Origin of the sequence: Chthonomonas sp., from assembly GCA_016788425.1 — a bacterium.
In the GTDB taxonomy this organism is placed as follows: Bacteria; Armatimonadota; Fimbriimonadia; order Fimbriimonadales; family Fimbriimonadaceae; genus JAEURQ01.
Genome location: JAEURQ010000002.1, coordinates 39,034 through 61,614 on the forward strand (window position 1 = coordinate 39,034; position 22,581 = coordinate 61,614).

A 22,581-nucleotide genomic window follows, 5' to 3' on the forward strand; every position below is an offset into this window, starting at 1 on the left:
TCAGTTTAGTCCGATTGCCCGCGTTGGAGCAAGACCGCCGCCAGAATGATGCCGCCCTTAACAATTCCTTGCAGATAGTTGTTCACGCCGAGGATCACCAGGACGTTCTGAATGACGCCCAACAGCAACACGCCGATGACGGTGCCGCCAATGGTTCCGCGACCACCGCGCAGTACTGTCCCGCCGACCACGACTGCGGCGATGGCATCGAGTTCGTAGTAGAGCCCAACCGTGCTCGTGGCGATGCCGTTCATGCGGCTCGCCAACAGCAGGGCCGCCAGGCCGGTGCAAAAGCCCATGAGCGCGTAAACGCCGATGCGCGTGCGGTTCACGGCGACGCCCGAGTAGTGCGCCGCGCGCTCGTTGCTGCCAATCGCCACGACCTTGCGGCCGAAGGCGGTTTTGCGCAGAAGCACGGCGAAGAGAATTGCCAGCGCGAAGAACACCAGAATGCTCCAGTAGATCACGAGCGGCTGGTCGTTGCTGCGGATAAACGGAATCGGAATGCCGCCGGTGCCGAGGTTTTGGAACAGCGGGTTTTGCGCCCCGACCTCGCCGCCTTGCGCGTAGGCTTGCGCCGCCGACCGGTAGGCAAGCAGCCCGACCAGCGTCACGACAAACGGCGTCACGCGCCCGAATACGCTCACGACGCCGTTGATCCATCCGGCGACCAACCCGAGCAACACCGAAACGGCAATCGCGATGAGCACGCCTGTGCCACCCGCCGGGCCAAACCGGTTCATCGTATCCACCGCCACGACGCCGATGAAGGCGAGCGCCGAGCCGACCGAAAGATCAATACCGCCGGTGATGATGACCCATGTCATGCCCAGCGCGAGAATGCCGGGCGCAACATTTTGGTTGAGGATATTGCGCAGGTTCTCGGGCTGCAAGAAAATGCCGGGGTTGAGGATCCCGTTGATAACGACCAGCAAGATCAGCGCGACCAGCGCTCCGTTTTCGCGAAGGAACTTCACGCCGCCGGCCCCTCAACCATGTCTTGGTTTTGGTGGGTGTTCGCAGGAAGGTATTTCAGCCCGATAAACAGCGTGACAAGCGCGATCGCGCACGGATAGATGAGGCCCGCCAACGGATTCCCGGTTGAAGCTGGGAGCCATGTGGCGATGAGCGGCACGAATCCGCCGAACACGCCATTCCCGATGTGATACGGCAGCGACATTGACGTGTAGCGTACTCGGACGGGGAACAGCTCCACCAAGAACGCGGCGATGGGGCCGTAGATCATGGTCACCGGTACGACGAGCAGGAAGACGCTCAGCCCGATGAGCAGTTGATTCGGGTTCGCCGGGTCCTTAGCGGCGTTGGTAATCAGCCAAAACAGGGCAGGGAAGGCGACCACCGAGGCCGCGCAACTCGCCATCATCAGCTTTTTGCGGCCGATGCGATCGCTGAGCGCGCCGAAGTACACAAAAAGCGGCGTGGCCAGCAACAACGTGACGATCAGCAGGTTGGAGACCATGTCCTTGTTGAGCTTGAGCGTGGTCTCCATAAACGTCTTGACGTAGAACTGCGCCGTGTACCAAATGACGCCTTGCCCGGCCGCCGCACCAAACAGCGCGATGAGAACGAGGCGGCGATTTTCGGGGTTGACGAAGCTGTCGCGCAGCGGATTCTTGCTCACCTGCCCGCTTTCCTTCACGCGATTGAACAGCGGTGACTCGTGCATGCGAAGGCGAATCGAGAAGCTCACGGCGATGAGCACGGCGCTGATGAGGAACGGAATCCGCCAGCCCCACACCTCGAAGTCGGCGCCAAAGCTCTTGCGGCAAAGCTGAATCACGATGAGCGAAAGAATCAGCCCGGCGGTCGCGGTGATTTGGATGAAGCTCGTGTAGTAGCCGCGCTGATTGGCGGGCGCGTGCTCGGCGACATAGGTCGCGGCCCCGCCATATTCGCCGCCCAACGCGAGCCCCTGCAGCATGCGAAGAATGAGCAGCAGCACTGGCGCGAGCATGCCCACTTGCGCGTACGTGGGCAACACGCCGACCAGAAATGTGGAGCCGCCCATCAGCCCCAGCGTGAGAATGAACGTGGCCTTGCGTCCGACAATGTCGCCGAGCCGACCGAACACGAGCGCGCCAAATGGTCGCACGACAAACCCGGTGGCGAAGATCGCCAGCGACTTGAGGAGCTGTACCGTCGGGTCGTCGCCGACAAAGAATATCTTGCCGATCTCCGCCGAAAGCGCGGCGAACAGATAGAAGTCGTACCACTCGATGACCGTGCCCACGGAACTGGCCACGATGACGCGGCGAAGCTCGGCTGGCGAAGTTGGTGCAGTTGAGGCCATTGCGCCTAGGTTAGCCGGATTAGGGCCCGTTCGGCAAGGGCGGTTTTCCGCGACGGGTAGGCTGCGCGCTGGCTTGCACATAGGCTTCGGCGGCCAGCAGGAAGCCGTCCTCGATGGGGAACTCGGCGAAAACCGCGAGCCGCGGATCGACTTTGCTTTCGCTGAGGATCTCGAGCGCGCCGATTTCGTTGCCCGCCGAATACCGGGCCAGCGCCGTTTGCAGCTTCTTACTACGCCGCAACACCGGCCGCACGCGATCGAGCAGCATGCTGTCGCGCGACATTCCGCTGAGCAAAAAGAGGCGGTACACCGGCGACTCGATGCCCCATTGCCGGGCTACGCCCAGCAGGCAGCGCCGACGCGTGATCACGGACTCGCAGCTTTGCGCGACGCTAAGGATGAGCGGCACGTCTTGCGGGTTGCCGACCGCGCCAAGGGCATAGGCGATTTCGCTGCAGGCTTCGTCGCGGTGCATGCCGGCCGATTGTCGCAGCGCGACCGCGCATTCGCGCAGTTCGTGTTCGGAGATGGCTTCGGCGGCGGCAATGCGCACGCTGGGTCGCGGGTCGAGAGCGCTCTCGGCGACAACCTCCACGGCTTCCGGCCCCATATTCCAGCGCAACCCTTGCAGAGCGGCGCGGCGAAGGTCGGGATCGTGGGGGTCGCGCGCGGCGCGAATGAGGGCGGGGATCACTTCGGGCAAGCCGAGTTCGCCGAGCGCTTTGGCCGCCGCGCGGCGCAGCTGCGAGCGCGGACTATCCAAGAATCGGATGAGGATTGACGCGGCTTCGGGGTGCCCAATCTTGCCGAGCGCCTCGATCGTTTCGTCCTCAACCAGGTCGGCGTGATCTTCAAGCTGGTGGATGAGCGCGCGCACCGCCTTTTCGTCGCCCAACGAGGCAAGCGCTTGCGCGGCCTTGCGACGGACCCGCGGCGATGGGTCGTGCAGCGCCTTGATGAGCTCGTCGGTGGCCACGCCAAACTGCTTGTCGGCCAGCTGTTCCATGGCGTGCTCGCGCTTGCTCACGTCGGTGCTGGTCGAAAGATCACGCAGCGCACGGTAGCCCGTCGGCGAGATGTTTTTGAGCTGAGAAAGGGTTTGCCCGATCGTGGTGGAGCCTTCCTCGCGAACCGGCAGCAACAGAAAGACGCTGCTAAACCGGATGCCGATGGCGATCCAGAGCACGGTTTGATAAGACCCCGCGACATCGCCGCCGCCCACGAACTGGCGGAACAAAAGCATGCCCAAAAACGGGGCGACCCCGCCGAGCACCGCTTGAATGGCGAGCGCGCTCCCCATGTAATTGGCGCGATCTTCGGGGGAGGCCGTGGCGAGCAGAAGATTGAATTGGCAGGTGCCGATTCCGGCCCACACGATGCCGCCGACCACGTGACTGGCGAAGAGAATGGGGAAGTTGTAGGGGTTATCTGGCCCGGCAAACACCCAGCCCAAGAGCGTGAACCCGAGCCCCACGCTCAGCACGGAGAGGATCGGTTTGTTCCCGTATTTGTCGGCCAAAAATCCCCACGTTTTGGCGAACAGAACAATGGTCGCCGCCTGCACCAAACCGAAAAACTGAATCGTCGCGAGTGGAAGTTTGAGGCTTTCGAGCGCGTAGGGCGACAGGATCGAGCCGGGGAATGCCTGCGCGAAAACGAAAAACGCGAGGAAGCCCAGCACCTTGCGGAAGTGCTTGTCGCGGAACGGCGCGCGGATGGAGCGCACGCCCTCGCGGAAGCTGGATTTCACCGGGTTGGGCCGTACGTGCTCCTTCATTTGCAGGAAAAAGTACTGGCTGAGCAGGGCGAACACAATGCCCAGCCCCAGCACCAATCCGTAGCCGAGCTCCATTTGGTTTTGCGCGCGGAACCGGTCGATAAGGAAGCCGCCGAGCAAGCCGGTGCTCGCGCCGACGAGGCTGGAAATGGAGTTGCGGCGACTGAAATACCACCCGCGGCTGTTGGTTGGCACAAGCTCGGCCATCCAGTCGTTGTAAATGGGCCCGACAAACTGCCCCGCCGCGCCGGACACGACGACGCAGAGAAAGAGGAGCGGCAACCTTACCTCGGGTGGTCCCTGCCAAATGGCGAGCCCGAGAAGAGGGAACAGCGCCAGCCGGATAATCCAGCCGAAGGGCACGATGACGCGGCGGAACACCGGGAACTGCCGCCCATAGATGGCTCCGGCGATGCCGAGCAGCCCGAGCATGCTGGGGACCGAGGTGACGAGCGCGATCCAGTAGTCAGCGTCGCGGTCGGTAGTCGCGATGTGCTTGATCAGGGAGGTGACAATCGCCCCGCCGGTGAGCGTGGCGAAGGCGTTGAAGAGCGCGCCGTCGGTGGTGGCGTTGCGTAAATCACGAACGTCGTCCAGTCGGCTAGCCACGGGTTTAGTTTAGCCGCTTGAACCTATTTCGTGTGGTTTTGGGCGAATGTGGCTTATACTGTGTGCTCAGGCGGATTTCGCGTGGAGTTGTGTTCACATGAGGAAGATTGCTGGTTTGGGATTTGTCGCGGCGGCGCTGCTGCCGGGGCTTGCGCTCGCGCAGGTGCGTCAGTTTCGCTACTACCTGTCGTATGGCGATCAGCAACTAGTTGACCTGGCAAGGACTTCTGGTGCTGACATCCATGCCACGCTCGGGGCCGAAATCCCCAATGGTAATCCTGTAAGAGTTCCTGCAATGCAGTCATTCAAGGTCTTTTTAGGAGTTGAGCATCTGGATAATGGTAATGGTGAAGCATTTGTAAAGCATTTGCGAAGCTTTGTAGCCTATGATCGTGCACGCTTATCAAATGCTGCTTTTTTTTCTGCACCCCCAACAGACAATTTTTCTTTCAGGAAGATTTCGCCAACGCACACTGCTGCAGATATGCTTGCCCAGAATGTCAACGATTTTGGATCAGGAATTGTCTACGACCTGCACAGAAACACGATTGATGAGGATAATGATGGTCTCCCTGATCGAGCTGTATATGCGGACCTTGTGGACCGTGGAGTCGGAGCCTTCGTCTCTGGTTCTGACTCGAGCGTGCAGGTTCGTCCTATGGGCACATCTCATCTTCTAAACCCTCGATACCGGCTTGCGAACGGAAACTTTGGATTCGGATGGTTTAGGCTCGCCCCCGGGACTAGACACCTCATTTGTACCTTGTCCTACGAGAATGGACTACAAGTTGGCGAGTCCTATGGGAATGCGACCGGCGAAACTGGGCTACTTCTGCACACGACAGATGCCGAGCAAACAGGCTCGGGGAATAACTTGGGATTTTATCGAACTTCAAGCCTGCATCCCGAACCCTGGCAGAATATTGGTGCCAAGTACACCCTCATCGGGGCTGCGCCTGTGCCTGAGCCAGGGGTGATGGTGGGCTTGCTTGCTGGACTGGGGATGTTGATTCGTCGTCGCCGGTAAGTCGCCTGCGACTCAACCCCGCGCAAAGCGTTCTAAACCCGCCATCCGCCGCGTCGGCCCAAGGCCACTCCCCCGGACTCGCTCGCGGGGCTCGCGTCGTCCTCCCGCCCCGACGCGGCTAAGGCTGGCGCTATCGAGGAGTGAGGACGTTTGCGGAGGTCAGGGATGTACCGGTTTCGCTCGCGGGTTCGCGTCGTCCTCCCGCCCCGAGCGCCCCGACGCGGCGGAAACTTCGCCATCGATTTTCACCGAATGTGGCTTATACTGTGTGCTCAGGCGGAATTCGCCTGGAGTTGTGTTTCACATGAGGAAGATTGCTGGTTTGGGGTTTGTCGCGGCAGCGCTACTGCCGGGGTTTGCACTGGCGCAGGCGCGTCAGTTTCGGTACTACCTGTCGTATGGCGATCAGCAATTGGTAGATTTGGCGCGGTCGTCGGGCGCGGACTTGAATGCGGCCTTAGGTAGCGAGATTCCTACTGGCATTGCTTTGCGAGTGCCATCAATGGGATCATTTAAGGTGAATCTGTGTGTTCAGCATATTGCCCAAGGATTCGGTGAAGTTTTCGTGAAAAATATTTCTGGTTACGTCGCCTATGATCGAGCATTTCATCGAAACGTGGCATTCTTATCTGCACCGCCACTAGATACCTTTTCATTTCGGAAGGTTGCGCCCGTTTTCACTGGAGTTGACGAGCTGCAGCTAAATGCTAGTGATTTCGGTAAGAGAGTCGTTTACAACCGACAGAGGAACACGGTTGACGAGAACCTTGACGGTGTTCCCGACTTGGCTGAATATGGGGGACCCAATGCACTCGGATTTGGAGCCTATGTCGCTGGGAATGACGATGCATATCAAGTGCGACCGGTTGGAGTATCTCATTCTCTTGATCCGTTGTACCCTTTGGCGAACGGGATGATTGCTTCGGGTTGGTTTAAGATGTTACCGGATGAAAGATTAAGGATTTGCAATTTGAGTTATGCAAACGCTTTAGCAGTTGGAGAGTCCTACGGCTTTGCGTCGGGAGAAACAGGGTTGCAACTTCACACTTCGAACGGCGAACAGACCGGGTATCCCAACAATCTTGGTTACTACCGGAACTCGAACATGCATCCAGAGCTTTGGCAACATATCGGCGCAAAGTACACCCTCATCGGGGCTGCGCCTGTGCCAGAGCCGGGGGGGATGGTGGGCTTGCTCGCTGGACTCGGCATATTGATTCGCCGTCGCCGGTAAGTCGCCTGCGACTCAACCCCGCGCAAAGCGTTCTGAACCCACCTTTCGCCGCGTCGGCCCACGGCCACTCCCCCGGACTCGCTCGCGGGGCTCGCATCGTCCTCCCGCCCCGACGCGGCTGAGACTGGCGCTATAGAGGAGTGAGGTCATTTGCGAAAGTCAGGGATGTACCGGACTTGCTCGCGGGGCTCGCATCGTCCTCCCGCCCCGACGCGGCTGAGCAGACCTTGAGAAAGGGAGCCTGGTGGCTGGTGAGAGAGCGCAAGCCGGACTCGCTCGCAAGGCTCGCGTCGTCCTCCCGCCCCGACGCGGCTGAACTCGCCCCTGAAGAAGGAGGCAGAGGGTAAAGCGAGAGATCACAAGCCGGACTCGCTCGCAAGGCTCGCGTCGCCCTCCCGCCCCCACGGCTAAGACTCTCGTCAGTGAGAGAGCTTGGGCCGCGCGTAATCCAGCCAAGACCCAAAACTTGGCAACCAATTACCGCAGGTAATCCATCAGGCTCAAGCGCTGAGCCTGGCTGGTGACCTGCAACGACGCTTGGTACGCCGTTTCGGCGAGCTGCATGCGCGTGATCGCTTCGCTCAAATCCACTTCTTCCACATCCGAAATCCGCTGCGTGAGCTCGTCAATCCTGCGCTGGCCATGGTTCTCCATGTCCGTCACCAGAGTCATCTTCGCGCCCGCCTCGCCGCGCTGCTGCCGAACAATCTCCATGCTACGGTCGAGCTCGGCCAGGTTGATGTCGGAAATCCCGGTCACGTTCCCTGTCGCCAGGTTCTGGCGGAGGTTCTCCAGGTGGGTGTACGCCTGCTGAAACTGCGCCGAAAGGTTTTGGTTGACCTGGATTGTTTCGCCCGGCCCCACTTCCACCAAAATCGGGTTCGCGTCGCCGCTGTAGTCCAGCCCGTTTAGCGTCGTGTTGAGCGCAAACGGCTTGTTGCCGGTGTCTTGCCCGGCGAAAATGTACTGCCCGGCGCCGCCGGTCGTGTTCACTTCCTGCAAAAATCGCGTTTGCAACTCGGTGATTTGCTTGGCTAGCGAATCGCGGGCGGCTTGGTCGGTGCTGCTATTGGCACCTTGCAGGCCAATGACCTTGGCCTGCTTGATGATGTCGTGGAGGTTGCCCAGCGCGGTTTCCGTGGCGCCGGAGTAGTCCTTCGCCGAACGCAAGTTCGTGCGATATTGGGTCAGCGCGCTGTGGAGGTCTTTGGAACGCACCACAAACGCCGCGCCCGCGGGGTCGGTCGTAAAGAGGTCGGCCCGCTTGCCCGTCATCACTTCCTGTTGCGCACGGAAGTAATCCGCCTGCGCCTTATGAATGCGCGACGAATAGGTGTTGTATTGTTGGTTCGTGCTGACTCTCATTCGAGTTCACCTCCGCTACTTTGATTATCGGATCAAATTGATCAGATCTTGCGCCACTTCGTCGTAAACGCTAATCAGTCGCGCGGCGGCTTGGTAGCTCCGCTGATACTTAAGCATGTTCGCCATTTCGTCGTCCAGACTCACGCCGCTCACGCTCTCGCGTTGTTGAGTGACTTGATCCATAATCGCGGCATTGGTTTCCGCCGCATTCAGGAAGTAAGCGTGCTCGCTGCCGATGTTCGAAATGTTGTCCTTGTGATAATCCAGCACGCTGCGGTTGCCTAATCCGGCCAGCTTAAGGCTACGCAATTGGCTCATCTGCAGGGCCAGGCCGGTGTCGCCGTCCTTACCTGTTACGCCAATCGCAATGTTGCGCACGTCGGCTTGCACTTCGGCGGAGATGTCAAAGTCGATCGCGCCGGTCTGCGGCCCGGTCGTTACATCACCGAAGAAGTTGATGTTCGTCGTCGCGTTTTGGTTAATCCCGCTCTTGTGCAGATTGTTGATCTCGGTGCGCAAGGTGTTGGCGAGCGTATCGAGGTTCGTCAGTTGCTTATCCAGCGCGCTGCCGTTGCCCAGCAGTCCGGCCAGTTTGCCAGTGCGAATCTGGGTTCCGCCGACCGTTCCGGCGGTCAGGTCCACGTTGTTCGCCATGTTGTGCGAGCCGATGCCATCCACCAGCGTGAAGTTGCTGATAAACACACTCGTTGTGCCGTCCTGTTGCCGCGACACCGTCACGTTGGTGAGGTTCGAGAGCTCCTCGATCATGTTGTCGCGCTGATCGAGCAGGTCACTGGGTTCCGTGCCCGCCACCGAAGCCTCGCGGATGCTGCGGTTGAGCGAGGCCAGGTTTTGCCCTAACTCGTTGATGCGCTGCACGGTGCTGTTAATTTCGGCGGTGACGTTCTCCTGCTGCGAGGAAAGGTCGCGGTGAGCGGTGCGAATGGAGGTCGCCAGCCGCTGCCCGGCGAGGCGCGTTTGCGTGCGATAGGCCGACTCGTTCGGGTTGGAGGCCAGCGCCGACCACGAGTTGAAGAAGTTGCCCATCTCCTTGCTGATGCTGCCGTCGTTCGGCTCGTTGAAGGTGCCCAAAATCGAGCCCAGACCATCGGCCATGGTTCGGTTTTTGCCGTCTCCGCCCTGTGCGTCCCACATGCGCTGATCCAAAAAGCCGTCGCGAACGCGAGTGACGGCGTCCATTTGCGCGCCGTTACCCAGGCTTCGCCAGCCCATTTGGTAGTAGTTGAGCGGGTCCGTGGTGCTGAATTCGACGGTCTGGCGCGAGTAGCCCCGCGTGTTGACGTTCGAAATGTTGTGACCAGTGACGTCCATGGCGCGCTGAAACCCGCGAAGGGCCCGCGTCGCCAGGTCAATTCCGTGGAAAAAACTCGGCACGAGATCCTCCGGTTAGGCCACCTGGTTGACCAGCGCCGGCGTGCGCTTGGCCTTGGTCACATAGCTCGCGCTGTCATCCTGAATCGCTTGCGCGACAATGGCGAGCGTGCCATTGACGTAGGCGAGTTCACTTTCGATGAGCTTGCGATTTTTGGCGAGAATCGTTTTGATGTTCGCCGAGGCCGACCGGACTCGCGTGGCGAGCTGACCGACTTGCTGTGCTTCGGCTTCTTTAAGCGCCCCGACAATGCTTCGGAAACTCGGATCAACTCCCAGTTCTCCGGCCAGCTTTGTTGCCGAGACCACAGCTTCTTCGTCCAGCTTTCGCAAGTGGGCGAGCAGTCGTTCAATTTCCGGTTGAACCTGATCAAGGCGATCCGGTTCGCGGCGGGCAAGGGCGGTGGTTTGCTCACCCAGCGAGCGCACAAGGCGTTCGGCCGAGCTTAGCCAATCCCACCAGAGGATTTGGAGTTCACGTGTGATCATTGTTTCACCTGATTGTTGTTGAGATAAACCTGAGCGAGCCGCTGGTTGAGAATCGGCTTCGCGAGTTGTTGGTACATGACCTGGCCCATGCCGAACTGCCCCGTGCGACCGACTTGGTCGGCCATGGATTGGTGCATCATGTCCTGCGCCATGTCGCTCATGGGGCCTTCGAGTTCGCCCTTGGGTTTGGACTTCGCCATCACCGCGAGCATCTGCTTGACGAGCACGCCTTCGAGCTGCTCGGTGGATTCCTTGAGCTTGCCGAGGGCGAGCTTGGCCGGGCCGTCGAGGTCCTTTTGCCGCAACGCCATGACCTTTTCACCAAACTTCACCTGAAAGACGGTGGCCTCCGGATCCTTAAAGTCGGTGCTGCCGGTCTTGTTGGCGTACTGCTTGAGCAGGGCGTCCACCGCTCGTTGCTCGCGCGGGGCGATTTTCAGAACGTCCATTAGAGCACCTTCACCTTGGCCTTCAGCGCCCCTTGCGCCTTGAGCTGGTCGAGAATCGCGATCATGTCGGCAGCACTCACCTTGAGCTTTTGGAACAACTTGGCGAGGTCGGTCAGGGTCGTGTTCGGGCTGAGCACGCCAATCTGCACCTCGGATTCCTTCGCCGAGACTTCGGTGTTCGTCACCGGGTTCGGCGGATTGTTGGTGAACGGCGCTTGCTCGCCCACCGCGGTGGTTTCGCGGATGATGACTTTGAGGCTGCCGCGAGCCACGATGGCCGGCCCGAGCTTGACGTTGCCGCTAATCGTGATGGTGCCGGTGCGCTCGTTGATGGTCACAACGGCAGGGATGTCGGCCTTCACGACCGTGGTTTCGATGCTGGCCATGGCCCGCAACGGGTTTTCCTTGATCGGAAGTTGGATCGCGACAGTACCTCCATCCACCGCCTTGATGCGGTAGGTGGCGAACCGTTGCTGAAGCTTTTGAGCAATGCGCTCGGCGGTGGTGATGTCGCCCTGATCGAGCTCCAGGTACATCGTGTTGCCTTCAAAGAGCATTTGGTAGGGAACCGAGCGCTCGACGATCGCGCCCGAACTCACGCGGCCCACCGTGACGTGGTTCTTTTGCACGCTGCTGCCACCACCCGAGGCGTTGAATCCGCCAACCGTGATGGGGCCCTGCGCGACGGCAATCGCGTTGGCTTCGTCATTCGCGCCGAAGAGTCCCGCTTGCAGCAGGATGCCGCCTTCCAAACTCTTGGCGTCGCCGATGCTTTGCACGGTCACATCAATGGAGTTGCCGGGCGAAGCAAACGGCGGAAGCTCGGCGATGATGCTCACCGTGGCCACGTTCTTCAGGTTCATGGCCTGCGGATCCACCAGGGTGCCGAACTTGCGCATGGCGTTGGCCATCAGCGTCGCCGTGAACGGCGTTTTTTGGGTGTCGCCCGAGCCGTTGAGACCCACCACGAGCCCGTAGCCCATGAGCTGGTTGCTTCGGACGCCGCGGAATCGGGCAATGTCCTTGATGCGCACGTCGAGACCTTCCTCGTTCACGCGTTTGATCTCGGCATTGACACGATCCTCGGGGCCAATCATTTGCACCTGCGGCTTGGCACCATTTTTGGCGCCAGCCTTTTGGGCTTGGCCGGTTTTGGTCGCGGGCGCGCCTTGCGGCACCGCCACGGCGGCGCTCGCGGTGAGCAGGCTAGCGGTCAGAAGTTTGACGGTTAATTTCATTGGGCTTCGGGGCGGGTTGGTCTTTGCCGGGAACAACGACGATCACCGGACGCGGACGGATAAGTTTCAAAAGGTGGCGGCGGGAGGTTGACATTAGAACAGCCAGTCGAGAACCTTGGTCAGCAGGCCGCGGCGCTGCCGGTCTTGAATCGCGCCCTTGCCCTCAAACCGGATGTCGGCTTCGGCGAGGCTCTCGCTCATCACCGAGTTGTCGGGGGCGATATCGTCGGGGCGCAGCACGCCGCGCAGCTTAAAGCTCTGCAGCTCCTTGTTGATCATCAGCGTGCGTGTGGCTTCCACCACCATCGTGCCGTTCGGACGGACTTCGGTAATGACGCCGGTGATCTTGGCCTGCAAGCGGCCGTTTTGGCTGGTGCTACCCTTGCCATCGGTCGAGCTGTTGCTGTTGGTCGAAAACGGCTTGAGCAACTGGTCGAGAAACTTGACGGGAAACTTCGCGCCAACCTCGCTGTTGTCCTTTTTGCTCGTGTTGGTGCTCGCGCTGAACTGCGCCACCGACGACTCGCTGATGACAACGGTGAGGACATCACCCTTGAGGCGGGCGACGCGATCGATCAGGTAGTTGCGACCGTTGGTCCACAACGAACCGGGGTTCGTATTCTTTTCGATGACTTGGGCGTTGGCCAACTGAATGGCGCTGATGGCGAGGCAAAGGAATCGGCATTGCATAGGATTTACTGGACCTCCACGGATCCGTCGCTGAGGACGCGCCCGACAAGGAGCGTGCCTTCGCTGGTGCGAACTTCGACCTCCAGGCCGTTTCGCAAAACTTTGGTCACTCGACCGGTGGTCTCAACACTTAGAGCACCCGCATTGGCGATGATGCGCACAGTGGTTCCAACCGTGAGTTTGGGGACGCCGCCATCGCGGCGTAGCTGAACGCTGGTCGAGTTAAATCGGCGGTCGTTGACGAAGATGTCAAACGTCACGCGAATGCCATCAGCGCCTTCGAGGCACTGCGTGCAGCGCAGGCTCAAGCTGCCTTTGGGCACCCGCAGATCGGCGGGTTTGCTCGTGGCGAGCAACTTGCCGTTGCTGCCGAACTTGGCTTCGGCTTCGAGAATCGCGGCCTCGACCACTTGCTGGGTGCGGATGGTTTGCCCGGCGCGGACGACCTTGGCCTCGGCGGCGAGCTCGATATCAACCTTCGTCGGATCGAATCCGGCGGCCTTGAGCATCGTGCGCAGGTAGGGCAGGTCCAGCTTGCGCTCGACCCCGAAGTACGGCGTGTTGCCGATGCGCACCTCGGCCAGTTTCTTGGCGACGGTCGGATCGGCCGCGATGTCGGCGATGTCGCGGAGCAGGAACGAATCGCCTTCGACTTCGTTGAGCGGGCGGATCGTCAGCAGCGGCGTGGTCGGATATCCCTTGCTGGTTGTCCGGGCGGCGGAATACGATTCGACTTCCTTGGGGAAGGTGGTCGGCTTGACCGGACGGGAGGTTTCGCCCTTGCGGTCTTCGGTCTCGCCAAGCACCTCGCGCGGTCGCTCCTTTTCTTGGAGCGCAAATTTGTCGTTCATGCGGTTGACGATCACCATGACCGTGCCGTCCGCGTTGGGCGCGGGGTTGATCAGCTTGGGGCGGCGCGGGCTGATCCAGTAGTTGCCCGACTTTTCGAGCAGCCCCTCCGAATCGAATACGGCCAGCACCACGCGGCCGACTTGCTGGTCGCCCACCTTGATCCAGCCATCGCGGGTCATGTCAAAGGTCCCTTCAATCTTGGGCATCTGAATCGCGGGGATCAGGTAGCCGCCGTTCTTATCGGCCAGGCGACCCTTCGCGTCGATCACGAGGTCCATGGTGCGCGTGTATACGGTATCGCCATCGAAGCCAAGCCGGAAGTAGCCCGGACCATCAACTTTGACGGTGGCGAACGACGTCGGCTTACTTTGTTGGCTCACCGCGAGGGCGGGCACCACCAAGAGAGAAAGGAGCAGGGTTTTCATTAGCGCTTGAGGTTGTTGAGGATGCTGAGCATATCGTCGGCGGTTTGAATCGCCTTAGAATTGATTTCGTAGGCACGCTGAGCCAGGATCATGCGGACCATTTCTTCGACGACCTGTACGTTGGAGCCCTCAACGAACGAGGAGGTGAGTTCACCGGCACCGTTTTGGCCGGGCGTCGCGGTCTGAGCGTCGCCGCTCGCGCCGCCGGCAAGATACAGGTTCTGTCCGGCGCGGGTAAGGCCGCTCGGGTTCGCAAACACCGTGGTCGAGATTTGTCCCAGCGACGTCGGCTCGTTGGTGCCGGGCAAAATCGCCGAAACCGTACCGTTGCCCGAGACCGTGATGGCCTTGGCTCCGGCGGGAACCGTGATGTTGGGCACCAGCGGGTAGCCGTCGTTGGTCACGACGAGGCCGGTGGCATCGAGCTTAAAGCTGCCGTCGCGAGTGTAGGCCAAGCCGCCATCGGCTTTTTGTACGCTGAAGAATCCGTCGCCGTTAATCGCGAGGTCCAAGGGGTTGCCCGTGGCTTGCATGGGTCCACCGGCAAAGTTGGTTGCCGTCGCGGAGAACTTGCTACCAAGACCGATTTGCACCGGCGAAGGCAGGTTCACGGCGCCGCCGGTGGAGGCACCCGAGGCCCGGAAGGTCTGCACCATCAGGTCTTGAAACTCGGCTCGCTGCTGCTTAAAAGCGGTCGTGTTAACGTTGGCGAGGTTGTTAGAGATAACGTCCAGGTTGAGCTGCTGCGAGAGCATCCCCGTGCCGGCCGTGTTCAGTGCGCGCATCATAGTTTTAGTTGTTGTCCTTTGATGCTAGGTCCGCCTCCTGGCCGCAAGCGGCTCAGGTCCAGCTAGATCTAGCCTTGTTGCAGGGCTTGAATGAGCTTTTGGCTCGCTTCGTCCTCCGTTGAAATCACTTTTTGAGCCATCTCGAACACGCGGCTGGCCTTGATCATGTCGACCATGGCTTCGACGGCGTTCACGTTGGAGGCCTCCAGCATGCCGCTGGCGACCCGAGTCTCAAAGGGTTGGGCGTTGGGGGCGGTGAGCAGGCCATCGCCCACTCGTTGCCAGGTGTCGGCATTCCAGATTCCCAGCGAGGCGATCACTTGTCCGCCCTGGCTAATCTGGCCGTTGTCGTCCACCTTGATGGTGCCTTCACCTTTCATGGTGATGGGCGTGCCGTTTTTGTCGAGCACGGGATGGCCCATTTGGGTCACCAACTCGCGCTTGCTGTTGATTGTAAAGCTGCCGTTGCGGGTGTAGTGCATCTGGCCGTTGGCCATCACGCCAAACGCGCCGTCTTCGCCGAGAATGGCGACATCGAGCGGGTTGGACGTGTTGATCGCGGAGCCCGCGGACCGGACGAGATAGCGTTGGCTTTCGACGGGGCCGGTGCCGAGCGTGCCGAGCACATCGCCCATCCCGCCTTCGCCTCGCAAGAGCCGCTCAAGGGCCTCGCTGAACTCGACTCGCTCCGACTTAAAGCCGGTCGTATTCACGTTCGCCAAGTTGTGCGTAATCGTGTCGAGTTTGCTCTGCGCGGCCATCATTCCGGCTGCTGCGCCATAAACACCTCTATTCATCCTGCTTAGGTTATTGGTTCGCTAAGAGCGGGCCTTAGGGCGCGGAGTTCGCAATCTACTTGAGGTTTGCCGAGCGCAGGCTTTCGGGTAAGGTAGCCACATGCTACGAGGACTCGTATTCGCATGCGCATTGTTGCCGCTGATGGCGGTGGCCAACCCCGAGTTGACGTTGGAACCGCAAGCCAAAAAGAAGAAAAAGGGCTTTGGGATCGGTCTCGACGTCAGCGCGTTCTTCCCTTCGGATCGCGACATCGTCCGCGCGTTCGCGGCGGCGAACTACGGAATCGGCCTCTCGCCCACGAACATCAATTTCCGCCCCGGCACGCACTTTATCTGGGACATCGGTCTCAACGGCGACAGCCGCGCGGGCTCGCGGTACTTCACTGTGGCGCCGACTTTCGGCGTGATCTACTCGCCGCAAAACGAAGACAGCCAGTCCACCTTCCGCCCGTACTTCGCGGCGCGCGTCGGACCGTACTACGCGGATTATTCGATTTTGCGCAACAACACGCGCTTTAAGGACCGCGGGTTCGGTTGGAATGGCAACGTCGAAGCCGGCTTGTTCCTCACCGACAAGATCCGTGTGAGCGTTCGCTACGACAAGTTCTCGGAGAAAGACGGGTTTGACCTCGGCGGTTTACGCGCCGGTGTCACCTGGCAGTTCCTTCGCTTTTAGTCGATCGACGTGAGCCGAACAAACGCCTGCTCCGGTTGATCGGAGCGCAAGATCGCCGCCTCCACGCTGAGATTCTCCGTGAGGGCGGCGAATTGCTTTTCGCCACTCGGGTCCACGGCGAGCGCCCAGAGGTCTTGCAGTTTCTTCATCGCGGCCTCCGGTTTCAGCTTGGTCCAATCGGTGTCGTCCAGCTCTTCGCGGAGAGTCGTCGCGCCATCTTGATTGCCGGTAATGAACGCGGCTTTGCTCCGCACGGAGTAGTCGCCGTCATAGTCCATCACGTAAAAGCGAGTGTCCTCGGGACGCTCGGCCACGTCGGCGAACAACCCTCGGGCGACAAAGGGAGCCGTGTTGAGATCGGCAAACGCGCGCTTGAGGGGTTGGCTCATCGCGCTCACGACGCGCTTGATGGTTACGTCTTGCTCGCTCCGGTTAAAGCCTTCCTGATGGGCGAAGTCGAGCGCGGCCATGCGCAGATTTTCGACGTCGCTTTGTTGACCGATCAGTCCCAGCGCAAGGCGATCGTAGATTTCGTAAATCTTGGGTGCCTGCCGTCGAACCGCGAAGAGGAGCGTGCCTTCTTTGGTGGCGACCGCGATCACAGGGGTGCCACCGCTCAGGCGTTCTTCGATAAAGCTCGATCGTGTGCTGATCGTCTCGTGCCAATCAAACGGGGGCATCATGTCAGAGGGTTCTACTCCATTTTCCGCCCGCGTGATGCGGCGACCTTACTTGGGCACAACCCAGATGTTGCGAAACTCGACCGGACTGCCATGGTCTTGCAGCATCAACGGGAGCTTTGGCGCGTGATACGCGTACTTGGCCACCGCGCGGTACGCCGTTTGGCCCATGACCTTGGTCTTATTGAGCACGCGCACGCCATTGAAGACGAGCGTCACCGTGGCCGGGCTCTTCAGCGAGCCATCCATGGCAAAGACCGGCGCGACAAAGTCGATGTCGTAGGTTTGCCATTCGCCTTGCGGTCGGCACGGGTTCGAGCTCGGCGGAGTTTGTCCGTAGATGGACCCCGCGTGACCATCGGCGTACGTCACGTTGTTAAAGCAGTTGAGAATCTGGATCTCGTATTCGCCCATGAGGAAGACGCCGCTGTTGCCGCTGCCTTGATCCTTGTAGTTGTCAACCGGCGTGCGCCATTCGATGTGATACCGTCCGCTGCCAAACGCTTCTTTGGTCAGGTTTGCTCCTTGCTGCACCTGCAAGTCGCCGTTGGCCAGCTTCCAACTCGGGTTGCTCCATGTGGGTACGACCGCGCCCATCGGGGCCGGTACCGGCTTGCCATCCCATGCGACAGGATTCTTCTTCCTGGGATGCGGACGCTCCTTATCGTGAACGCGCCACTTGGTGCCGGGGATGATCGGCGTGTCGCTGAAACCCGGTCGGTCGTCAATCAAGATCGTCGCGGCGAGAGCAAGGGCGGTGAGCATTTCTTTAGTTCTCAAGAGGGCCTACTTGTACCTTAACGATATCGTCGGCCATTTGGGTAACAGTTGAGCCTTCCGAGGTGCGAAGTTTTTCGATCAGCGCATCCAAATAGGCGCCATCAACCGGACCGTGGTATTCGGAACCGACCTGAATCAAAGGCGCGCGGTCGCAGGCGTTGAGGCATTCCACCTCGTGCAACGTGAAGATTCCGTCGGCGGTGGTCTCGCCGAAGCCGATGCCAAGTTTGTTTTTGAGATATTCGGCGATGGGGTATGCGCCGCACACTTGGCAGCTTAGGCAGGTGCACACTTCGATCATGTGCTTGCCGACCGCGTGGGCCGTGTTATACATCGAGTAGAACGTCGCCACGCCTTCGACTTCGGCGTAGCTGCGGCTGAGGCGATGGGCGACCTCGGCGATGGCTTCGCCGCTCAGGTAGCCGCCGTACTCGCGTTGGGCAATCCAAAGTCCGGGCAGAATGCACGACTTCTTGTCGGGGTAGTGGGTGAGGAGCTGCTCCAGTTCGCGCACGGCTAGATCGCTAAAGCGAAGTTCTACTTCCTCGCTCCGGGGCGCGCGTGGTCGGTCGTTGGGGCTGCCAATCTGCAGGAGGTCACTCACAAGCTGTATTGTACTCAGGCGTTCCGCGCGCGCGGGTACCTTTATAGAGTGACGACGCGGACCGAATCCGACACAATGGGCACGCTTGAGGTGGATGCCTCGCGATACTGGGGCGCCCAAACCCAGCGCAGCATTCAAAACTTCCCAATTGGGCGCGACCGCTATCTGATGTTGCCGGCCGTGATTCGCGCGATGGGCATCCTTAAGAAAGGTGCCGCCCGCGCCAACGCCGACTTGGGGCAGCTCGACCCCAAGGTCGCCGAGCTGATTGTTCGAGCGGCGGACGAGGTGATTGCGGGGAAGCTAAACGACCACTTCCCGCTGGTCGTGTTCCAAACCGGGTCGGGCACGCAAAGCAATATGAACGCGAACGAGGTGATCTCGAATCGCGCCATTGATCTGGCGGAGGGCAAGCTGGGCAGCAAGGAGCCCGTCCACCCGAATGACCACGTGAACCGCGGTCAGAGCAGCAACGACACGTTTCCGACGGCGATGCACATCGCCGTGGTCGAAGAGATTCATCGGCACCTAATCCCCGGCGTTCAGGTTCTGCGCGACACGCTCGCGGCCAAGGCCGAAGAGTTTAAGGACATTTGCAAGGTCGGGCGCACCCACTTGCAAGACGCAACGCCCATCACGCTGGGTCAAGAAATCGGTGCGTGGGTGGCGCAAATTGACTACGCCATGGCCGAGGTTGCGCACGCCGAGCAGGGTCTCTACGAATTGGCCATCGGCGGCACGGCCGTCGGAACGGGCCTCAACGCGCACCCGCAGTTCGGTGACTTGGCGGCGAAGTACTTTGCCGAAGAAACTGGGTTCCCGTTCGTTTCGGCCCCGAACAAGTTTGCCGCGCTTTCGGCTCACGATGCGCTGGTGCAGACCAGCGCGGCGTTGCGCACGCTCGCGGGCGGATTGATGAAGATGGCGAACGACGTGCGCTGGTTGGCGAGCGGCCCGCGCAACGGCATCGGCGAACTCACGATTCCGGAGAACGAGCCGGGCAGCTCGATTATGCCGGGCAAGGTGAACCCGACCCAATGCGAGGCGATTACGATGGTCGCCGTGCAAGTGTTTGGCAACGACGCGGCGGTGGCCTTCGCGGGTTCGCAGGGCAACTTCCAACTCAACGTATACAAGCCGGTGATGGTGCACAACGTGCTGACCTCGATTCAGCTCATCGGTGATGCGTGTCGCGCGTTCAACGATAACTGTGCAGTGGGATTAGAACCCAATCGGTCAAAAATTGATTCAAACCTGGCGAGTAATCTCATGCAGGTGACGGCGTTGAATCCGCACATCGGTTACGAGAAGTCGGCCAAGATCGCCAAGAAGGCGCACGTGGACGGGAGTACGCTCAAAGAGGCGGCCTTGGCCTTGGGCTTTTTGACCAGCGAAGAGTTTGACGAATGGGTGGTGCCGATGGACATGACCCACCCGAGCGCCTAACATGAACTTCGGATACATTCTCCTCGGCCTCGCTTTTGTCCTCATTTCGTGGGGCAGTTGGGCGATCATGAGTGCGTTCTTCGATCGCACGAAACCCGAAACCAAGCGCCTAGGCAAACTTTTGCGCGGCATGGTCACCGAGTTGCTGGGGCTCACCAGCTTTCTGGGCGGATACTTCAGCGACACCAAGGCGTCGTTTGCGTTCTTGGTGTTCTTTGGCGCGCTGTTCTTGGGCTCAGGGTCGGGGATGTTCCACGCCGTGCTGAGCGGTCGGCGCAGCCAAATCGAGGCTAACCTCGCTCAAGCTCAGCCGCCATCCGAAGAGACGCAACCGTAGCGCGTACGTCGTGCGTGCGCACATATTCGGCACCCCACGTGACCGCATAAAGTTGCGCGACCAGCGTGGCGGGCAAGCGGTCGTTGATGTCAGCCGGGGTCTCTTCGTTGCCCAGATAGCGGCCGATGAAGCTTTTGCGGCTGAGGCCAACCATGATGGGCAATCGCAACCGGCGGAACTGCCGAAGCTCTTGCAGTAGCTGTAGGTTGTGTTCGGTCGTCTTCCCAAATCCGAACCCGGGATCCACGATCAGGTGGTCGCGGTTGACTCCGGCGGCGACTAGCTCTTCGGCACGGTCGCTCAGCCAACTGCGAACGTCGGTCACCACCTCGGTGTAGGCCGGCGACATTTGCATGGTTTGCGGGTCACCCTGGTGGTGCATCAGGCAATACTTCACCTCGCTGGCGGCGATAATGTCCACCATACGCGGGTCATCGCCGCCGGAAACGTCGTTCACCATTTGCACGCCCAGCACAATGCCGCGGCGCGCGATTTCTGCTTTGCGTGTGTCGAGACTCACGGGGATGCCGAGTTCAATGAGGCGCGTGATGACTGGCTCAACCCGCTTCCATTCCTCTTCCAGTTCCACCGGCTCAGCGCCGGGGCGCGTGCTCTCACCACCAATGTCAATGTAGTCGGCGCCTTCCGCGCGCAACTGTTGCGCGGCCTCCACAGCTTGGTCAATCCCGAAGCTCTTTCCTCCATCGCTAAAGGAGTCGGGTGTCACATTGACGATGCCCAGAATTTTGGCGGCGAATTGGTTACTCAACGGTTTCTAATTCAAACAGGTCGTGGAGCGTTTTGACGGCGCGGTGAAGTTCAGACTCGGGAATGAGGCAACTAAGGCTCAAGTTCGAGTCGGTGGTTTGCAAAACGGGGACTTGGTTTTCGTGGAGGGCGCGGAGAACGCGATAGAAGACGCCGGGATTGCTCATGTATTCCTGGCCGACCACGCTCACCATCGTGCAACCTTCGGTCAAACTGATCGGCAACGTGGATAAGGGACCAAGTGGTTCCAAAAGCTTCGCCTGCGTTTCGGCTTCCAGCGACGGGCTGGCGCCGATCTGGAACATATACATGCTGCCTTGCACCGGAATCACGAGTCCATCGAGCAGGTCGAGGGCGGTCGGGTATTGGTCGCGCGGCACCGCGAATCCGATGCCGCTCGGCGACAGATTCATCATGTGCAGGTTCAAATTGTAGCGCGCCATCATCTCGTACACGCGGCTTTCAATGAGGGTGCGATGGTCCGAAGGCGCTTCGTGCAGATCGAACTGCAAGTACACGAGCTTGCCGGTGTGCGTCACGCCGGTGACGCGGTTGCGCTCGACTTGATCGCTGGGCACAACCTCGGTGCCGATGGCATCGCTAAACGTGCTCTTGACCCACAGCGGCATGCCGTACTTCATCGCGATCTCCGCCGCGCGGGGATGCAAAACTTTCGCGCCAAGGTGCGCGATCTCGGCGACCTCTTCGTAACTGATGCGCCGCAATGTACTGGCTTTCGGCACGTAGTCTGGGTCGGCGGTTTTCACGCCTTCCACGTCGGTGAAAATCTCGACCGCCGCGGCCTTTAGGGCCGCGCCAATCGCGGCGGCGGTGGTGTCGCTTCCACCCCGGCCCAGAGTGGTGAGCTCGCCGCCAGGGTGACCCGGCTCGGGCACGAACACGCCCTGAAATCCGCAGATCACCGGGATCGAGCGGTCCTCAATGCAGCGTTGAATCGCCAGCGGGTTGATCGCGACAATCCGCGCGTTGCCATAGATGCCGTCGGTGCGGATGCCAGCCTGGCCGCCGCGAAACGCCATTGCCCCATGACCGAGCGTTTTAAGCAAGTGCGCAAAGATCACCGACGAAAAGATTTCGCCGCAAGCGATCATCAAGTCCATTTCGCGCGGATCGGGCTCGACCGTGTCGTCCATTTCTTTGAGCAAGCCGATGAGCGTGTCGGTCGCGTAAGGTGCGCCTCGGCGACCGATGGCGCTGACCACGACAACCGGCGAATAGCCTTGCTCCTTGGCCGAGATCACGCGCAGGGCGGATTGGCGGCGGGCTTCGGGAGTGGCGACACTCGTGCCGCCAAACTTCATCACCTTAACCTTCAAGCTGCTCCTCCATCAGTTGCTTCAGGCGGTCGGCAATGGTGCGCGCGCCATCGTGATCGGTCACCACGAGCAGCTGGTCGTGCATATCGGCGAGGTGGGCGATCGGCGCGCCGGTCGCAATGGCGAGCGACACGACGCGGGCGAGCAATCCTTCTTCGTCGCGCATGTTTACCGCCGTCACCAGCACGATGCTTTGGCGCGGGGCAATAGAAAAGTGCACGCCGCCTTGCTTGAGCAAGTCGTCCAGTTGCGTGGCCATCGAGCCATCCACCAAGAAGCTAAAGCCAGACGGCGTGAGCTTGACAAAATCAATGCTAAAGTTGGCGTCGGCCACGAGTTTGAGAACTTCAAGCCGGGCGTCGGCGAGGTTCCCATCAAGCTGGGAGATGTGGATTTGGGCGAGGTTGTCGCGAATCTCGAGGCGGCTGATTCCTCGTCGCTTTTCAAATGCGGTTTCTAGCTGGTCGGCAACCGTGGTGTGGAGGGACATTTCGGCCCCTCCATCATACC

23 protein-coding genes are annotated in these 22,581 nt (G+C 60.2%); 5 read left to right on the forward strand and 18 right to left on the reverse strand.

Annotated elements, in window-relative coordinates:
* Positions 1-5 precede the first annotated feature (5 nt).
* Genes JNJ45_02040 through JNJ45_02050 form a run of 3 tightly spaced genes read right to left on the reverse strand, consistent with a single transcriptional unit; the run spans position 6 to position 4,697 of the window.
* A complete protein-coding gene (locus JNJ45_02040; protein MBL8047440.1) occupies positions 6-977 on the reverse strand; it encodes an ABC transporter permease in 972 nt (323 codons plus the stop codon).
* Positions 974-2,311 (reverse strand): MHS family MFS transporter, encoded by a 1,338-nt coding sequence (locus JNJ45_02045; protein MBL8047441.1) that lies wholly within the window; start codon positions 2,309-2,311, stop codon positions 974-976. Before JNJ45_02045 ends, JNJ45_02040 begins: the two co-directional genes overlap by 4 nt.
* Positions 2,312-2,330: 19 nt before the next feature.
* Entirely contained in the window at positions 2,331-4,697 is a 2,367-nt protein-coding gene (locus tag JNJ45_02050) for a HEAT repeat domain-containing protein (protein ID MBL8047442.1), read from the reverse strand.
* A 97-nt stretch (positions 4,698-4,794) separates the two neighbouring features.
* Between JNJ45_02050 and JNJ45_02055 the strand changes: the two genes are divergently transcribed.
* Both JNJ45_02055 and JNJ45_02060 read left to right on the forward strand, forming a co-directional pair.
* Positions 4,795-5,724: a PEP-CTERM sorting domain-containing protein gene (locus tag JNJ45_02055; GenBank protein ID MBL8047443.1), complete on the forward strand. Its 930-nt coding sequence runs from the start codon at positions 4,795-4,797 to the stop codon at positions 5,722-5,724.
* Between the two features lie 304 nt (positions 5,725-6,028).
* Complete coding sequence (locus JNJ45_02060) at positions 6,029-6,958, forward strand: PEP-CTERM sorting domain-containing protein (protein ID MBL8047444.1); 930 nt, start codon at positions 6,029-6,031, stop codon at positions 6,956-6,958.
* A 477-nt stretch (positions 6,959-7,435) separates the two neighbouring features.
* On the opposite strand, the gene JNJ45_02065 is transcribed toward JNJ45_02060, so the two are convergent.
* The 9 genes from JNJ45_02065 to JNJ45_02105 all read right to left on the reverse strand — a co-directional run bounded on the left by JNJ45_02065 (position 7,436) and on the right by JNJ45_02105 (position 15,443).
* Complete coding sequence (locus JNJ45_02065) at positions 7,436-8,323, reverse strand: hypothetical protein (GenBank protein ID MBL8047445.1); 888 nt, start codon at positions 8,321-8,323, stop codon at positions 7,436-7,438.
* A 24-nt stretch (positions 8,324-8,347) separates the two neighbouring features.
* Positions 8,348-9,718: a flagellar hook-associated protein FlgK gene (gene flgK / locus JNJ45_02070; GenBank protein ID MBL8047446.1), complete on the reverse strand. Its 1,371-nt coding sequence runs from the start codon at positions 9,716-9,718 to the stop codon at positions 8,348-8,350.
* Positions 9,719-9,730: 12 nt separating this feature from the next.
* A complete protein-coding gene (gene flgN, locus JNJ45_02075) occupies positions 9,731-10,204 on the reverse strand; it encodes a flagellar export chaperone FlgN (protein MBL8047447.1) in 474 nt (157 codons plus the stop codon).
* Positions 10,201-10,653 (reverse strand): hypothetical protein, encoded by a 453-nt coding sequence (locus tag JNJ45_02080; protein ID MBL8047448.1) that lies wholly within the window; start codon positions 10,651-10,653, stop codon positions 10,201-10,203. Before JNJ45_02080 ends, flgN begins: the two co-directional genes overlap by 4 nt.
* Complete coding sequence (locus JNJ45_02085; protein MBL8047449.1) at positions 10,653-11,891, reverse strand: flagellar basal body P-ring protein FlgI; 1,239 nt, start codon at positions 11,889-11,891, stop codon at positions 10,653-10,655. Before JNJ45_02085 ends, JNJ45_02080 begins: the two co-directional genes overlap by 1 nt.
* 93 nt (positions 11,892-11,984) lie before the next feature.
* Positions 11,985-12,581, reverse strand: a complete 597-nt coding sequence (locus tag JNJ45_02090) for a flagellar basal body L-ring protein FlgH (GenBank protein ID MBL8047450.1) — start codon at positions 12,579-12,581, stop codon at positions 11,985-11,987.
* A 5-nt stretch (positions 12,582-12,586) separates the two neighbouring features.
* Positions 12,587-13,858, reverse strand: a complete 1,272-nt coding sequence (locus JNJ45_02095; GenBank protein MBL8047451.1) for a hypothetical protein — start codon at positions 13,856-13,858, stop codon at positions 12,587-12,589.
* On the reverse strand, positions 13,858-14,646 hold the full coding sequence (gene flgG, locus JNJ45_02100; protein MBL8047452.1) for a flagellar basal-body rod protein FlgG: 789 nt from the start codon (positions 14,644-14,646) through the stop codon (positions 13,858-13,860). Before flgG ends, JNJ45_02095 begins: the two co-directional genes overlap by 1 nt.
* 68 nt (positions 14,647-14,714) lie before the next feature.
* The gene (locus JNJ45_02105; GenBank protein ID MBL8047453.1) at positions 14,715-15,443 is read right to left on the reverse strand and encodes a flagellar hook-basal body protein; all 729 of its coding nucleotides are present in this window, start codon (positions 15,441-15,443) and stop codon (positions 14,715-14,717) included.
* A gap of 100 nt (positions 15,444-15,543) precedes the next feature.
* Here JNJ45_02105 and JNJ45_02110 point away from each other — a divergent pair, with 100 nt between their 5' ends.
* The gene (locus JNJ45_02110; GenBank protein ID MBL8047454.1) at positions 15,544-16,119 is read left to right on the forward strand and encodes an outer membrane beta-barrel protein; all 576 of its coding nucleotides are present in this window, start codon (positions 15,544-15,546) and stop codon (positions 16,117-16,119) included.
* Here the strand turns inward: JNJ45_02110 and JNJ45_02115 are convergent.
* From JNJ45_02115 to JNJ45_02125, 3 genes are read right to left on the reverse strand one after another with little or no spacing between them, the layout of a single operon-like run.
* Positions 16,116-16,802: a hypothetical protein gene (locus tag JNJ45_02115; protein ID MBL8047455.1), complete on the reverse strand. Its 687-nt coding sequence runs from the start codon at positions 16,800-16,802 to the stop codon at positions 16,116-16,118. The genes JNJ45_02110 and JNJ45_02115 overlap by 4 nt on opposite strands.
* Positions 16,803-16,847: 45 nt before the next feature.
* Positions 16,848-17,564 carry a DUF1080 domain-containing protein gene (locus JNJ45_02120; GenBank protein ID MBL8047456.1) on the reverse strand — a complete coding sequence of 239 codons (717 nt, stop codon included), beginning with the start codon at positions 17,562-17,564 and terminating at the stop codon, positions 16,848-16,850.
* Positions 17,565-17,568: 4 nt separating this feature from the next.
* The gene (locus JNJ45_02125; GenBank protein MBL8047457.1) at positions 17,569-18,183 is read right to left on the reverse strand and encodes an NAD(P)H-dependent oxidoreductase subunit E; all 615 of its coding nucleotides are present in this window, start codon (positions 18,181-18,183) and stop codon (positions 17,569-17,571) included.
* A gap of 48 nt (positions 18,184-18,231) precedes the next feature.
* Between JNJ45_02125 and fumC the strand changes: the two genes are divergently transcribed.
* Positions 18,232-19,629: a class II fumarate hydratase gene (gene fumC, locus JNJ45_02130; GenBank protein ID MBL8047458.1), complete on the forward strand. Its 1,398-nt coding sequence runs from the start codon at positions 18,232-18,234 to the stop codon at positions 19,627-19,629.
* Position 19,630: 1 nt separating this feature from the next.
* Entirely contained in the window at positions 19,631-19,966 is a 336-nt protein-coding gene (locus JNJ45_02135) for a hypothetical protein (GenBank protein MBL8047459.1), read from the forward strand.
* Here the strand turns inward: JNJ45_02135 and folP are convergent.
* Genes folP through JNJ45_02150 form a run of 3 tightly spaced genes read right to left on the reverse strand, consistent with a single transcriptional unit; the run spans position 19,920 to position 22,561 of the window.
* Positions 19,920-20,735, reverse strand: a complete 816-nt coding sequence (gene folP / locus JNJ45_02140) for a dihydropteroate synthase (protein MBL8047460.1) — start codon at positions 20,733-20,735, stop codon at positions 19,920-19,922. The two genes, JNJ45_02135 and folP, sit on opposite strands and share 47 nt — an antisense overlap.
* The gene (locus tag JNJ45_02145; GenBank protein MBL8047461.1) at positions 20,728-22,071 is read right to left on the reverse strand and encodes an aspartate kinase; all 1,344 of its coding nucleotides are present in this window, start codon (positions 22,069-22,071) and stop codon (positions 20,728-20,730) included. The genes folP and JNJ45_02145 overlap by 8 nt, the downstream gene beginning before the upstream one ends.
* Positions 22,061-22,561 (reverse strand): hypothetical protein, encoded by a 501-nt coding sequence (locus tag JNJ45_02150; GenBank protein MBL8047462.1) that lies wholly within the window; start codon positions 22,559-22,561, stop codon positions 22,061-22,063. Before JNJ45_02150 ends, JNJ45_02145 begins: the two co-directional genes overlap by 11 nt.
* Positions 22,562-22,581: the final 20 nt, after the last annotated feature.

Excerpts from the sequence above, each read along its gene's own strand:
- JNJ45_02045 (MBL8047441.1), bottom strand. The coding sequence starts at position 2,311 with ATGGCCTCAACTGCACCAACTTCGCCAGCCGAGCTTCGCCGCGTCATC.
- JNJ45_02055 (MBL8047443.1), top strand. The coding sequence starts at position 4,795 with ATGAGGAAGATTGCTGGTTTGGGATTTGTCGCGGCGGCGCTGCTGCCG.
- JNJ45_02060 (MBL8047444.1), top strand. The coding sequence starts at position 6,029 with ATGAGGAAGATTGCTGGTTTGGGGTTTGTCGCGGCAGCGCTACTGCCG.
- JNJ45_02065 (MBL8047445.1), bottom strand. The coding sequence starts at position 8,323 with ATGAGAGTCAGCACGAACCAACAATACAACACCTATTCGTCGCGCATT.
- flgN (MBL8047447.1), bottom strand. The coding sequence starts at position 10,204 with ATGATCACACGTGAACTCCAAATCCTCTGGTGGGATTGGCTAAGCTCG.
- JNJ45_02080 (MBL8047448.1), bottom strand. The coding sequence starts at position 10,653 with ATGGACGTTCTGAAAATCGCCCCGCGCGAGCAACGAGCGGTGGACGCC.
- JNJ45_02085 (MBL8047449.1), bottom strand. The coding sequence starts at position 11,891 with ATGAAATTAACCGTCAAACTTCTGACCGCTAGCCTGCTCACCGCGAGC.
- JNJ45_02090 (MBL8047450.1), bottom strand. The coding sequence starts at position 12,581 with ATGCAATGCCGATTCCTTTGCCTCGCCATCAGCGCCATTCAGTTGGCC.
- JNJ45_02095 (MBL8047451.1), bottom strand. The coding sequence starts at position 13,858 with ATGAAAACCCTGCTCCTTTCTCTCTTGGTGGTGCCCGCCCTCGCGGTG.
- flgG (MBL8047452.1), bottom strand. The coding sequence starts at position 14,646 with ATGATGCGCGCACTGAACACGGCCGGCACGGGGATGCTCTCGCAGCAG.
- JNJ45_02105 (MBL8047453.1), bottom strand. The coding sequence starts at position 15,443 with ATGAATAGAGGTGTTTATGGCGCAGCAGCCGGAATGATGGCCGCGCAG.
- JNJ45_02110 (MBL8047454.1), top strand. The coding sequence starts at position 15,544 with ATGCTACGAGGACTCGTATTCGCATGCGCATTGTTGCCGCTGATGGCG.
- JNJ45_02115 (MBL8047455.1), bottom strand. The coding sequence starts at position 16,802 with ATGATGCCCCCGTTTGATTGGCACGAGACGATCAGCACACGATCGAGC.
- JNJ45_02120 (MBL8047456.1), bottom strand. The coding sequence starts at position 17,564 with ATGCTCACCGCCCTTGCTCTCGCCGCGACGATCTTGATTGACGACCGA.
- JNJ45_02135 (MBL8047459.1), top strand. The coding sequence starts at position 19,631 with ATGAACTTCGGATACATTCTCCTCGGCCTCGCTTTTGTCCTCATTTCG.
- JNJ45_02150 (MBL8047462.1), bottom strand. The coding sequence starts at position 22,561 with ATGTCCCTCCACACCACGGTTGCCGACCAGCTAGAAACCGCATTTGAA.